At 66.4% G+C, this 12,156-nt stretch carries 15 protein-coding genes; 6 read left to right on the top strand and 9 right to left on the bottom strand.

Features of this window, described 5'->3' with window-relative positions:
- Nucleotides 1-71: 71 nt before the first annotated feature.
- A complete protein-coding gene (locus OG555_RS26360; protein ID WP_329475227.1) occupies nt 72-593 on the bottom strand; it encodes a nucleotidyltransferase domain-containing protein in 522 nt (173 codons plus the stop codon).
- 142 nt (nt 594-735) lie between these two features.
- Nucleotides 736-1,215, bottom strand: a complete 480-nt coding sequence (locus tag OG555_RS26355; RefSeq protein WP_329475225.1) for a VOC family protein — start codon at nt 1,213-1,215, stop codon at nt 736-738.
- Nucleotides 1,216-1,671: 456 nt separating this feature from the next.
- On the opposite strand from OG555_RS26355, the gene OG555_RS26350 reads away from it, so the two are divergent.
- Nucleotides 1,672-2,598, top strand: a complete 927-nt coding sequence (locus OG555_RS26350; RefSeq protein ID WP_329475224.1) for a patatin-like phospholipase family protein — start codon at nt 1,672-1,674, stop codon at nt 2,596-2,598.
- Nucleotides 2,599-2,864: 266 nt separating this feature from the next.
- Nucleotides 2,865-3,134, top strand: coding sequence for a hypothetical protein (locus OG555_RS26345; RefSeq protein WP_329475223.1), 270 nt, complete (start codon nt 2,865-2,867; stop codon nt 3,132-3,134).
- 261 nt (nt 3,135-3,395) lie between these two features.
- Here the strand turns inward: OG555_RS26345 and OG555_RS26340 are convergent, their stop codons facing one another.
- On the bottom strand, nt 3,396-4,349 hold the full coding sequence (locus OG555_RS26340) for a cyclase family protein (RefSeq protein WP_329475222.1): 954 nt from the start codon (nt 4,347-4,349) through the stop codon (nt 3,396-3,398).
- Between the two features lie 483 nt (nt 4,350-4,832).
- Nucleotides 4,833-5,210 carry a winged helix-turn-helix transcriptional regulator gene (locus OG555_RS26335; protein ID WP_329475221.1) on the bottom strand — a complete coding sequence of 126 codons (378 nt, stop codon included), beginning with the start codon at nt 5,208-5,210 and terminating at the stop codon, nt 4,833-4,835.
- A gap of 341 nt (nt 5,211-5,551) precedes the next feature.
- On the opposite strand from OG555_RS26335, the gene OG555_RS26330 reads away from it, so the two are divergent.
- The gene (locus OG555_RS26330; RefSeq protein WP_329475220.1) at nt 5,552-5,998 is read left to right on the top strand and encodes a hypothetical protein; all 447 of its coding nucleotides are present in this window, start codon (nt 5,552-5,554) and stop codon (nt 5,996-5,998) included.
- A gap of 76 nt (nt 5,999-6,074) precedes the next feature.
- A complete protein-coding gene (locus OG555_RS26325) occupies nt 6,075-6,197 on the top strand; it encodes a hypothetical protein (RefSeq protein ID WP_329475219.1) in 123 nt (40 codons plus the stop codon).
- A 251-nt stretch (nt 6,198-6,448) separates the two neighbouring features.
- On the opposite strand, the gene OG555_RS26320 is transcribed toward OG555_RS26325, so the two are convergent.
- On the bottom strand, nt 6,449-7,120 hold the full coding sequence (locus tag OG555_RS26320; protein WP_329475218.1) for a DUF998 domain-containing protein: 672 nt from the start codon (nt 7,118-7,120) through the stop codon (nt 6,449-6,451).
- 174 nt (nt 7,121-7,294) lie between these two features.
- The gene (locus OG555_RS26315; RefSeq protein WP_329475217.1) at nt 7,295-7,678 is read right to left on the bottom strand and encodes a VOC family protein; all 384 of its coding nucleotides are present in this window, start codon (nt 7,676-7,678) and stop codon (nt 7,295-7,297) included.
- A gap of 272 nt (nt 7,679-7,950) precedes the next feature.
- On the opposite strand from OG555_RS26315, the gene OG555_RS26310 reads away from it, so the two are divergent.
- Both OG555_RS26310 and OG555_RS26305 read left to right on the top strand, forming a co-directional pair.
- Complete coding sequence (locus OG555_RS26310) at nt 7,951-8,925, top strand: NAD(P)-dependent alcohol dehydrogenase (RefSeq protein WP_329475216.1); 975 nt, start codon at nt 7,951-7,953, stop codon at nt 8,923-8,925.
- Between the two features lie 179 nt (nt 8,926-9,104).
- The gene (locus OG555_RS26305) at nt 9,105-9,593 is read left to right on the top strand and encodes a WapI family immunity protein (RefSeq protein WP_329475215.1); all 489 of its coding nucleotides are present in this window, start codon (nt 9,105-9,107) and stop codon (nt 9,591-9,593) included.
- Nucleotides 9,594-9,908: 315 nt separating this feature from the next.
- Here the strand turns inward: OG555_RS26305 and OG555_RS26300 are convergent, their stop codons facing one another.
- The 3 genes from OG555_RS26300 to OG555_RS26290 form a co-directional block, all read right to left on the bottom strand.
- Nucleotides 9,909-10,574, bottom strand: a complete 666-nt coding sequence (locus OG555_RS26300) for a Type 1 glutamine amidotransferase-like domain-containing protein (protein WP_329475214.1) — start codon at nt 10,572-10,574, stop codon at nt 9,909-9,911.
- Between the two features lie 655 nt (nt 10,575-11,229).
- Complete coding sequence (locus OG555_RS26295; protein WP_329475213.1) at nt 11,230-11,589, bottom strand: alpha/beta fold hydrolase; 360 nt, start codon at nt 11,587-11,589, stop codon at nt 11,230-11,232.
- A gap of 3 nt (nt 11,590-11,592) precedes the next feature.
- A complete protein-coding gene (locus tag OG555_RS26290) occupies nt 11,593-12,021 on the bottom strand; it encodes a hypothetical protein (RefSeq protein WP_329475212.1) in 429 nt (142 codons plus the stop codon).
- Nucleotides 12,022-12,156 lie beyond the last annotated feature (135 nt).

Raw genomic sequence — 12,156 nt, 5'->3', positions numbered from 1 at the left:
TCGGCTCGCCCGCCCTCGGCGCGCTGGAGCAACTCCCGCTCATGCCGGTGGCCGCGCACCGGCCAGGCTCCCTAGCGGAAGTTCTCGGGTGGCTGGAGTCCGAAGCGTTCGCACAGCACAGCGACATCGTGTCGGTCGATCTCGCGCGGCTCGTATCCGGTGTGGTTCTGCAGGGCGAACTCGGGACGTTCGCAGTGAACTGAGATACCTGCAATCTCACCCTCACCGGAAAGATCATCGCGGGTGAACATGAACGGCGCTTTGAGACTGCCATAGTGGAGTCGGCCGTCGCTCAGAGTCTCGTACAGGTGCAGATCTACGCGACGACTGTGGCCGTCATGCAAGACGAAGTTCCAGGGACGGTCGCCGGGCCAGGGGTAGATCCGATCGACTCCTTGGTCGGCGAAGGCTGCGACGAGACCTTCGAAGTCGTCCGCGTCTACCCAGACGTCGAGATCCAGATGTTCCCGAGTCTGTTTCCCGACCAGCGCGTCGACAGCCCAACCCCCGCCGACGCATGCTGCGACTCCGTACCTTTGCAAGGCAGTAATCAACGTGCGCACCGTTTCCGGCGGCATAGCGTATTCGGTCACGCCCCAGGGTCTCAGGCGAGGCAACTCCGTTACCGCCGTCGCACCCATCCGGTCGTGCCGCGTTTGGGAACGCTCGGCCTCTCCCGAGTCATTGCCCGCCGCAACATCTAGCCCAGCATGCTGCCCTGAGGACGGCACGGGGTCAGCCCGGGAGGTCCTCCGGGCGCTTTGCGGCGAGCTCGCCGTGCAGCAGTCCGGTGGACTGGCCGACCTCGATCAGGTATCCGTCCGGGTCCCGCATGTAGCAGCGGATCTCTGCTCCGCGGTCTATCGGTGGCGTGACAAACTCTGCGCCCTTGGCCTTCCACTCCTCGTAGCGGGCCTGGATATCAGCGACCCGCAGGTTGAGGAAGATCGAGGTCGTGTCGCCGGGCTGGTAGTCGACCACCGAGATCCCTGGCTTGTCGGGGGTGGGCGGCCCGCCGGGGTTCATGATGATCCACGAGTTGGCCAGCTTGACCATGCACGGATTCTCCTCGAGGACGACGGTGCCGCCGAGGACCCGCGAGTAGAAGTCCCTCGACCGCGCGACCTCGCGGACGGTGATGAACAACGTCATCACGATGCCCTCGTCTGGCGCGGGGAGATTGGCGAAGTCGATCCGGTCCGCGGGGTCCGTCATGATTCCTCCATTCCGGCGCCATCGACTTGCCGGACGCCGGTCCTGAACACAACCCTCCCCTTGATGATCGCTGAGGCTGACGGGTTTCGGTATCTCACCGTCCTTCCAGGTTCTAGCCGACGTGCTGCCTAGGCCGCGTCACGCAGGCGGTGTAGCGTTCGACAGAGACGTGGCAACCGGCTTGATGTCGATTGCCCGCCGCCGCGGGTGTGCGATCACCCTCGGTGATCGTGCTCCAACGTCAGGAGGTGAGACCCATGGACGCAGTATCCGTAATGGGTGCTCCCCTGCGAGGCACGACCGCGCGACTGCGGTAGTCGTAGCTGGGAGCGCCCGCCAGGCAATCGGCGAAAGGCGACTCCCATGAACACAACACCTTCTTCGACTCAGCGAAGCACAACGACCACTTCCGATGGCATCGACGTGAGCCGTACGCCGGGGCACGGGAATTGGCCCATGCCCGACCAGCAGGTCGATGCCACAGGACAGGCGGGCAACTCGAACAAGCGAGCCTTGGTTCTCGCCGGCGGCGGAGCGGCAGGCAATGCGTGGGAGCTCGGTCTCATCGCCGGCCTGTCCGATGCCGGGGTCGATGTCACCGAGGCCGATCTCATCATCGGTACGTCGGCAGGATCGACGGTGGCTGCCCAGATCACCAGCGGGACACGGCCGGCCGAACTCTATGCCGCCATCATCGCCGAGGTGCCTCCGCCACACGCCGGATCGGACCGGGGACGCGCTCCGAATCTCTCGGCGCTGAACTATCTGGAGTGGTCGAACGGAGTCATCGGTTCTGCTGAGGATGCGTCCGACATGCGCCGCAGGATGGGCGCCGCGGCGCTCGAAATGGACGCTACCGACGGCTCTGGCCAGACGCGCTGGCGCGACATCGTCGCGGCCCGGCTTCCCAGCCGGCACTGGCCGCAACAGCCTGTACTTATCACGGCGGTCGATGCGCATACCGGGGAACCGGCCGTGTTCGACCGCCACAGCGGAATCGATCTGGTGGACGCCGTCGCCGCCAGCACCAGCAACGGCTTCGGTGCCGTCCCTCCCTACCGCATCGGCGAGAACCGATACATCAACGGCGGCTATCGACGCAGTGAGAACGCCGACCTGGCGGCTGGATACGGGCTGGTGCTGGTGCTGTCACCGTTCGGCGGCAGGTCGCGGATGCCGCTGGAGTGGGGCATGGATCTCGCAACCCAGGTCGACGAGCTGCGCGCAGCGGGCAGCAGGGTAGAGACCGTCTTTCCGGATGGCGACGCGGGTGATGTGTTCGACGCCAAGGCGACGGATCCGTCAACGCGCCCGCAAGCCGCGCGAGGAGGCTACGCCCAAGGCCAAGCCCTCGCCGAGCAGCTCGCCGAAGCCTGGCGCTGACGCCCGAAACCCTCGGAAACACTGCGGGAAGGCGTTATGTTCGGGCGGCCGTTGAGAAAGATGATCGAAGGTATGGAGGTTCGCATCACCGCGTGATTCCTCCCGCAGTCAGACGGGCGGCGTGGGCAGCCGGGCGACAGTCGTGAGGCCTCGTTGTCTCTGGGAGTGGCCGCTTGGGCCCTTCTGCCTACGCGGCGCCTGACCTCCGGCTCTACCGGCGGGTTTAGCAACCGGATCAGACTAGAAGTGGACCTTAGGAGGCAGTCATGACAACAACGATGCAAGATCAGTCTTCAGTCCGGTCCCCTCGTGGAGGCTGGGCTTCACGGATCCTTGTTCGCGAAATGTGGGCCACGCTGGCGATCGTCACGATGTGGGTGGCCGTGCTGTTCGTTGGCGTGTATGGAGGCGATGCGACCTTCCACAGCGTCGATTCGAGTTTCAGCACCATTCCCTCAGGGGTCTTTGTCGCCCTGTTCGCCGCTATCGGCACCGGCTCCGTCGCCAAGCGTGTATTCGGGCGCAAGTCGGAGTAGCGGCCAAGGCAGACGCAAACCGAGGCACCCGTCAGTTGGCGGTGGCTGAGTCGTCCAGCAGACCGAAGTGGTGAATCGCCCTGCGTTTCGTCGAGGCTCGGTTAGTTGCTTCCGGCCCCGGTGAGGGCGGGGTTCTCAGGGTAGTTGTTGAGGTCGTCCACTGGGAGTAGGTGTCGGAGCTTCGGCGCACCGGCTCGTGGTGAATCGCCACACAACACTGGGATTCACCCCGGCCGGGAGGCGCCGGCGCGGGTCCCGGGGTCAGAATGTGGCGATCGGGTTGACCGGGCTGCCGGACGTACCGGCGAAGCGGACCGGCGCGACTGCGAGGTGGAAGTCCCACTGGCCGAGCTCGGCGGCTGTCGTCGCGCACGCCTCCAGGTCGCAATTGTCGAGCAGCCATAGACCCATCGCGACGAGGCTCACGGCGTGAACCGGCATCAGTACGTCGTCGTACCCCGACGGCTGAACGTCCTGGGGGGTGTCAGCGCCGATCAGCGCGACCTCCCGTTCCTGCAGCCACGGCAGGCAGGACGCGTGCCAGCCCGCCTGCGTGAAACCGCCGGCCGCACCGTCCTCGAGCCGAGCGCGACCGTAGCCGGTCCGCAGGAGTACCGCGTCGCCGGATCGCACCCGCACACCCTGGCGACGCTCGGCCTCCTCGAGATCGTCGGGAAACACGCCCTGCCCCGGTTCCAGCCACGGCACATCGCGGACCCTCGCAATGTCCAGGAGGACACCGCGCGTGATGATCCCGTTCGCCGCCGCCGTGACGGCCGCCCACGCCGATCCCGTTGCGGCGTCGACCAACGAGTGCGACCGCCCGTTGTACATCGTGCCGTCCCAGAAGATGTGGCACGGCGAGTCGACGTGGGTGATCGTGTTGCCGTGGAAGAAGATGCCGAGCCGTTCGTTCGAAAAGCCCCAGCGCCGATCGTTGCGGAATGCGGCCGGCATGTTCTCGGCGCCCGGCATGTCGGCGGCACACGGGCACGTCGTCGTCGACCGCTCCATTTCTTCCGGTACGGCGACCTCCCATCCGCACGACACGCTCCGGCCGTGGCGCACGGCCCGCGCCGCCGCCAGCCGGACGTCGTCTGTGATGTGGTTCAGAGTGCCGAGCTCGTCGTCGTCGCCCCACCGTCCCCAGTTCGACAGCGTGTCGAAGTACCCGAGAACTTCGTCCTGTGTGGGCATCGGTCGCCCTGCCGTCATCCCAGCATCGACTCCTCCAGTCACGCGGTTCGACGCACCGCAGGGCAGGGCATCCCGCCCTCCCCTTTGACAGGCCAAGGCCCGCTGAACGGGCATGACACTACATCGATAGGCAAGCAGCCGGTCACGAGGTAGGTGCGGCACCTCTGACCTGCGGTGGAGCTTAGGGGATTCGAAATCCTGACCTCCTCCATTCCACAGGCGAGGGTCATTGTCCCGCTCGTCGCCGTGAGCCTCGTATGCCTTGTAGCGCAAGGGATTGCCGCTCCCCGGTTGGCGCTAGTCGGGCCTCGTTGAGGACCGTTGTTGCGCGTGTTCGGCTCCCAAATCTCTCCCACTTGGCTGGACGGTCCGGTGTCTTGCCGACACGGTTTCGAGTTTGGTGCGGTGGTGCGGTGGGCGGAGCGGCGGAGTTTGCGGTTGGTGAGTTCGGCGAACCATTTGTTCGACCAGGTTGAGCCGCGCCCGGCATGACTGGCCCATTCACACCGTGTCGGCGTACGTCTGGTCCTCGTGACGGGCCCGGGCGGCTTCGATGTCGGGGACATGTTGTTCGGCCCAGTGTCGTACGGCGCGGAGCGGGACGAGGAGGGAGCGTCCTAGTGGTGTCAAGGCGTATTCGACATGCGGCGGGTTTTCGTCGTACTCGTGCCGGTTGATCAGGCCGTCGACTTCGAGGGAGCGGAGGGTCTCGGTCAGGACCTTCGGGGTGATGCCTTGGATGTGTGCTTTGAGGTCGGTGAAGCGGCGGGGGCCGTCGGCGAGGGCGTTGACGACGAACACGGTCCACCGGGCGCCGATGCGGTGCAGCACGGTTCGGCTCGGACAGGTCGCCGCCATCACGTTGTACGCCTTGCCCATGGGTGCTCCCAGTTCCGTTGAAGATACCGGTATCGAATCCATACCGTGAGATCCGATCCTACGAGAGGGAGTGACGAGAGTGGAACGGATCCTGCCTGCACGGTGATCATGTGCCGGATCGCCGCCGCCGACATCACCTTGCGGTGCCGGTAAGGACGCGTCCCGGCTGGACCGCCCACCTTGACGCCGATTCGGGCTCTGATAGGCGCCACCACTGCTCTCGCACACCTCCCAGATTGGGTCGCCGCCCGTCTATCTAGTGCCGCACAGGAGCTCCGAGGCAGTAGCGATCCGCGGGTTGGCTTGACATGGCAGAACAGGTTAGACAAAGGAGAACCGTAATGACCAGAACGAGGAGAATCGTCGCTACGCTCGCGGCCGCGGCCTCGCTCACCGCAGCAGCGACGACGCTCGGGAGTAGCCCCGCGAGTGCGGCAACGGACTTCTACACCGTATGCAGGCACGATGACGACAAGAATGTGTGGCAAGCCATCGCTTACGAACAAGACGACCACTACGTCGGCCTGGCCATGTTCTACACAGACCCCTACGGCCGCAATCCGGGCGACGCCCTGTATGCGACAGACTCGTATGCCGACGGCTGGGGCGTAGTAGCGCACCTCAGTACGGGCCGCACCGCCAGCACGCTGGGACACAGCGCCGGGTACACGACTCCACCCGTCACGGGGGATTTGCCGGAAGACCACAAGTACGGCCTGTGGGTCGAGATGGTCCATGCGGGGGGCGACACGAGGATAACCTTGCCAAGCTGCGAGGCATGGTCGTAACGACTCCCACTGCATCCCTGCGCTCGCCAGGCTGACCATCCTTGGCCCGCGAGGAACTGACCGCGCAACTCCGCTGGTGTATCCACGGATCGCGCAGCAGCCCGCGGACTGGCAGTCCGACGGGAGCAGAGCCGCGCAGTTGCTGCGGGTACCGGACTACGGCGGTGGCGTCGATCGCGGTGAGCAGCTCGTACCGTGACACGGCGGCACCGGCGAACACCAGCACGCCACCATCGGCCGCTGGCCAATTTCGACGTGGGCCTGCGTTGCCAGCTCGGGATCGGCCGCATAGTTCCGCAGCTCGAGTGGGTGTAGCTGTGTTCGGTGCGCAGATCGTCCAGCGCGCGCTGGACGACGCGGGGTGTGGTCCGGTACCCGCACTGGGCATACCGCGCGTTACTCGGGGGCGTTGGCAGCGGACCGGGCCGAGATCGCGCTTGTTCGGGGGAATCAGGTTGCGGGCTCGGCTGACTGGGTCCGGGAGAGTCGGATCAGGCGGGCGCCGAGAACTGCGATCCAGAGGAACAGCACCGTCACGAACACCCGTTGCAGCAGTCCGTTCCACGAGCCGGCGACACCGGTGATGAACAGAACCAGCAACACGAGGCCCAGTACCGCGGTGATGAGGCAGTAGGTACGCAGGTCGCGCCACGACTGGTCGCCGCGGAAGGCACGGGCGAACACCAGAGCTGCGGCCACAAGGGCGAGGAACACCACGAGGCTGACCAGGTCGTGGGTGACGTGATGCCAAGACGCTTCGCCGGCGTCGACGCGGTCGGCGCACGCCGCTAGCTGGCTGCTGCAGTCGTTGCGGGCCAGGCCGGCGACGATGATACCGACGCCGGCGACTGCAATGAGGATCGAGCCGACCGCCGCGGGCCTGCCGTTCAACGCGCCTGCAAGTCCGGCCCCCAGCGCGACGATCCCGACGCCGAGCAGCAGAAAACCCGTGACCATGATCCATGCGTTCTGGGCGTCCAAAGCCGCTAGCGCGCTGATGTCCTCCCGCCGGAGGCTGTATTCGTCCTGCACTACAGCGCCAACTATCCACGCGATGGTGAAAGCGATCGGGCCCATCACGGCAAGCCGCCCCAACAACAGACGACTACCCACACTCCTCATGCACCGAACGCTACGCGCCTCGTATCCCCACGGCGCCCTATTGTCCGTGGCCGATCCGGTCAACCGAGGCCGACAATCCAGGGCGGGCGCGCATGGGGCGGAATGATGCAGATCATCCAGGCCGTGCCGCGGTATCCGTGTGGCTGGCCGGAGGGGTATGCGGCGGCCCGGGGATCAGCCGCCGCTGCCGTACGGACGGGTGATGATCTCCAGCCAGTGCCCGTCAGGACCCTGCCAGTAGAGGCCGCGGCCACCGTCCGCGTGATTGATCTCTTGCGGTTGGCGCTTGAAGGGATCGGCCCACCACTGGCGGCCGTCGTCCCGCAAGCGACCGAGGATGAGATCGAACTCCTCCTCACTGACAAGGAAGGCGTAGTGCTGGCCGTGGATCTCGCCCTCGGTGTCCATGAAGTCCAGGCTCGCCGCGTTGTCCAACTTCAGCTCGGCGAACGGGCCGTACGCTCTCGCCTCCGGCAGACCGAGTACCTCGCTCACATCGCGAGCAGCAGCCCATCGGTCCTTCACGTGCACGATCGTGTGGTTCAGCTCGATACTCATCGGGCTCTCCTGGGGTGCCGGTCCTCAGCTGGCGCGTGCTCACCACTCTGCACCCCGAACCAGTTCTCGTGAAGACCTCCACGTTCCACGCCTCCGCAGGAGCCATGGCCCTGCCACATCGAGCGAAACTGGCCAGGACCTCTGGGGGCGACAATGGTCTGCGGAGAACGGGAGGCGATCCGGGGTTCCGTCACTCGCCGGAATCCGGATCCGCGTTCGACAGGTCCGTGTCGTTCGAGCGTCCGGGCTTGCTACGTTGCCACCATGACCAGGTGGGCCGCGGGGCGGGCGTGAAGGCGGTCGTCTACGACCGGTACGGGTCCCCCGATGTGCTGCAGGTCGAGGACATCCCGGTACCGTCGCCCGCCGCCGGCCAGGTGCGGGTGAAGATCGCCGCGACCTCGGTCAACCTCAGCGACTGGGAGTGCCTGCGCGGCTCGCCCGCGTACGCGCGGATCGGCGGGTTGCGTGTCCCGGCTCGCCGGACGCTCGGATCGGACATCGCCGGGCTGGTCGACGACGTGGGGGAAGGGGTGAACCGGTTCCGACCCGGAGACGAGGTGTACGGCGACAACCTCAGGCTGAAGGGTGGCTTCGCGGAGTACGCGCTCGCGCCGGAATCCGCACTCGCCCACAAGCCGGCCCAGCTCACGTTCGCTGAGGCGTCGACCATCCCGCAGGCGGGCGCGATCGCCCTGCAGGGCACGGATCGGGCCGCGCCGGGTCGCCGAGTGCTGATCAACGGCGCCGGCGGAGGGTCGGGATCGTTCGCGATCCAGCTCGCCAAGCGGCTCGGTGCCCACGTCACCGGGGTCGACAACGCCGCCAAGCTGGACTTCATGCGGTCGGTCGGCGCGGACGACGTGATCGACTACCACCGCGACGACTTCACCCGGACCACCCAGCCGTACGACCTGATCCTCGACCTGGTCGCGCACCGATCGGTGTTCGCCTACCGGCGTGCGCTGGCACCCGGCGGCACCTATCGGTGCGTGGGCGGGTCGGTGCCGACGCTGCTACGCGTACTCACCGCCGGCTGGCTGGTTGGGCGGCTCACCGGTCGCGCCATCGGGTTCCTCGCCGTCCAGGAGGGTCCGGCCCAGTTCGACCCGCTGGCCGCCCTCTGCGCCACCGGGGACATAAGGATCCACATCCACCGCACCTTCGCACTGGAAGAGGTTCCCGCCGCGCTTGCTCACGTCGGCGAGGGACGCGCCCTCGGCAAAGTGGTTGTCGACCTCTCCTGACGCACCTCGAACGCATCCGTACCCCGGCGCCTCGCCCGCACGTCCGCCCACCCGCCCACCCGCCCACCGGCCCACCGGCCCACCGGCCCACCGGCATGATCGCAAATCACCGTCAGCGGCAAATGAATGCGTCACAAGCGACGACCCAGCGACGCTCGTTCTGACCTAGCATCGACCACTTGAGACTCGAATCCCTGAACGGCCACTACGTCGACCTGGCTGTGACCGGCTATCAGTTCGCTAGCGGCCAGTCGAGGTCGGAGCAGGCCGACTGGGACGCCAACTGGCTGATGATCCGCGGCAAGGTCTGGGACGGTGACCAGTCGTGGGAGTTCCACGACCCCTACATGACCACGTGGGAAGCGCGAGAGCTCGCGTCCTGGCTGCGCGGTCTGGGCGACGCGAATCCAGCGACGGTCGCAGCCGCTGATCGCGAGGAACCGCAACTCTGCCTTACGGAACCGAATCTGATGTTCACCCTGAACGGGACGTCTCAAGGCATCACCACGCTGGACACCTACTTCAACGCAGAATCGCGCCCGCCGTCGGGCTCGAACGACCATGACGACGGACTCGGACACCAGGTTCGGCTAACCATCCCGCAGGCCGACATCGCGGCATCCGTGAGCGGCTGGGAAGAGGACCTCACCCACTTCCCCGTGCGGTGACGTGGCCGCGCCACTCCGTACCAGATGATGTCGGCGGCCATCCCGAAGTGCACTCATTTCGGCATGACCGTGCGGCCTGCTCGGTGGCGGAGAGCACCGGATCCTCAGTCGCCGACGAACCACAGGTAACGATGAACGCGCTCCATTGTGATGGTGACTAGTCGTTCGAGTTCGTCGAGCATGGCCAGTTCCGCGTCGCTGCGAAGGTGACGGCGCGGATCGCAGCCTGAGCGGTCAGGCTATGCTGTCGGCCGGCGGCGTGACCCAGCACGACGCACAGGAGGGGCGCTGGGACACTCCGATATCAGCCGTCGGCTATGCGGGGAAGGCCTTCCAGTGTCCTTCGGAGATGACCTCGACGGTGCCGTCGGTCACCTTGATGGCGGTCTGGTCGTCGATGGCGTATGCCGGACCTCCGATGTCAGCGGCCCATCTCTCTGCATCGGCCATGGTGTTCTGCGGCATCTGCTCGTGGTCCAGATGCGGGTAGATCGAGAAGTCGACGACCCCGAGCGTGCGGTCGTCCAGGGCAGAAGGCCAGTTGACGAAGTCGTCACCGATCCGCGGTGTCATCACCATGCTGCCGGCGCTCAGCCCCACCCAGACCGTCTCGGGTAGCGACGAGATGACGTCCGACAGCCTTGACTGCCGCATCCAGTGGCACAGGTACGACGCGTCGCCGCCGTCCACCAGGAGCACGTCGGCCTCGCGGACCCACGGCACCCACCGCTCCTCGCCGATGCTGGGCAGCGCGGTGAGTTCGAGGACGCCCACGGATTCCCAGCCCAGGCTGGTCATGAGCCGCGGAGGCTCGCCGGTGACGAAGCCCCGCACCGAGGCGGGCCCCAACATCGGGTGGCCCCACTGCGCCGTAGGGATGCAGAGCGCACGGGACTCGGAGATCGGCTTGCCCAGCAGATCGACCAGCGCATCGCGGATGCTCCCGTTCGTAACGCCTCCGGATGTGAGAAGGAGCTTCACAACACCTCCCGAGTTGAGTGCGACGGATTCGGGTGGCATAGAGACCGTGGACGCGTCATCGCCTGACTCCTTGTCTTGCCTTGTCTTGTTGTCTTGCCCTGTCGTGGCGCCTCGAGTGTTCGCCTTTCACCTGTTCCACGAACGCTGCGCTCCGGATCCGACACCCTACTGTCGGATATGGGTCGCGAATCTGTTGGCAGATCACAGGAGCCACAGACTGGAACCACGCCTCGGGCCGGTACCCGGCACCGCTGAACTGGCAAGGCGCTGGCCCGGGCAGCCGTCCGGGGCAGCGCCCACCCAGGCTCCCGTTCGGGCTGTGGTGACGACACCCGATCAGATGCCGGGAGAGGACCGTGCACGAGGCCCCATCAGGGTGACGGGAGGCGATCGGTCTTCCCACCAACGGAAACAGGTCAGGAAGCGAAGTGCTTCCTGACCTGCGATTGCTGCTGGTGGAGCTTAGGGGATTCGAACCCCTGACCTCTTCCATGCCATTCACACATAACCCCTGGAGGGCCACGGCTGCGGGCCCGGCGACCGTCCGTCAACGTCCATGGATGTCCGGCCGCATGCCGCCCCATTGTCACTCAGTTGGTCAGATTGTGATCCGCCAGTGGATCCGCGACATGTGTCCACTTCGCGGCGTACGTCCTCACGGACCCGGAACGTGTGCGCGATCCAGCAGATTGTGCAGATCGGTGGCGATCTGCGCACCATCGGGCGGACTCGCGGCAGGATCACTCCAGCCACGCCCCGCCCGGTCGTACACGCACACTCTGCTGTCGCGGGCCACAGCGGGTGCGATCAGCCCCATCGAGGCCGCGGAGCCGCCGCCACCCGGTTCAAGAATCACGATCGGGCCGCGTGAGCCAGTGCACTCCAGGTGGAGTCGGTACGGTCCCACATCCACGAGCTGACCGCGCATGGCGACCGCAGGTCCGGTCGACTGGCGGATCGTCTCGTACGCCCCGCCGAGAGCAAAGATCACCAAGATGACCAGCACCGGGTTCAACAGTCACACCCTGGTCCGGCTGTGCAGCGCGCGCCTGGCGCGGGTCCAGGCCCAGACCACCAAGACCACCAGCGCCGGCGGCCAGACCCACCCCAGCGCATCCACCACCGCGTCCGGGGCCAACAGCACCAGCGCCCCGGACAACGCCATGAAGATCGCCGGCGCCACAGCCCAGCGTTGTGGCTGATCGGTGAACCGAGTAGACAAAACCGCCACCAGCGCCCACCCGAGCGCAAAACCGAACAGCACCATCGCGGTGGCGAAGTCCACATCTACCCTGCCCACTGGCAGGAACGGCAGGATCACCGCCGCAACGAAACCCGCGGCCAGCGATCCGGCCACGACCCCGCCAACGTGCGAGCGCCCTCGCCCCGGGCCGGCGGGCGCGGCCTGGTCGCCGCTCGTGGGCGCGGTCTTGCGTCGCAACCTCATGACGGGCCACCTCGCCTTCCAGGTGTACACGCACCCGCCATCGAGCATGCGCGCGACAGCGCGGTGACGAAGAAGCCAGGCCGGATGCCCCGCATTGCCATCCGACCCTGAGCGGCCATGCCCAACCTTGCTCGA

This window comes from Kribbella sp. NBC_01484 (genome assembly GCF_036227145.1).
Taxonomy (GTDB): domain Bacteria; phylum Actinomycetota; class Actinomycetes; order Propionibacteriales; family Kribbellaceae; genus Kribbella.
This window is presented reverse-complemented; position numbering and strand designations above follow the sequence as displayed.

Bases quoted from the DNA above. Each gene is read 5' to 3' on its own strand.
- OG555_RS26290 (WP_329475212.1), bottom strand. From the start codon at position 12,021: ATGAGGTTGCGACGCAAGACCGCGCCCACGAGCGGCGACCAGGCCGCG.
- OG555_RS26350 (WP_329475224.1), top strand. From the start codon at position 1,672: ATGCCCGACCAGCAGGTCGATGCCACAGGACAGGCGGGCAACTCGAAC.
- OG555_RS26335 (WP_329475221.1), bottom strand. From the start codon at position 5,210: ATGGGCAAGGCGTACAACGTGATGGCGGCGACCTGTCCGAGCCGAACC.
- OG555_RS26330 (WP_329475220.1), top strand. From the start codon at position 5,552: ATGACCAGAACGAGGAGAATCGTCGCTACGCTCGCGGCCGCGGCCTCG.
- OG555_RS26345 (WP_329475223.1), top strand. From the start codon at position 2,865: ATGACAACAACGATGCAAGATCAGTCTTCAGTCCGGTCCCCTCGTGGA.
- OG555_RS26315 (WP_329475217.1), bottom strand. From the start codon at position 7,678: ATGAGTATCGAGCTGAACCACACGATCGTGCACGTGAAGGACCGATGG.
- OG555_RS26355 (WP_329475225.1), bottom strand. From the start codon at position 1,215: ATGACGGACCCCGCGGACCGGATCGACTTCGCCAATCTCCCCGCGCCA.
- OG555_RS26340 (WP_329475222.1), bottom strand. From the start codon at position 4,349: ATGACGGCAGGGCGACCGATGCCCACACAGGACGAAGTTCTCGGGTAC.
- OG555_RS26320 (WP_329475218.1), bottom strand. From the start codon at position 7,120: ATGAGGAGTGTGGGTAGTCGTCTGTTGTTGGGGCGGCTTGCCGTGATG.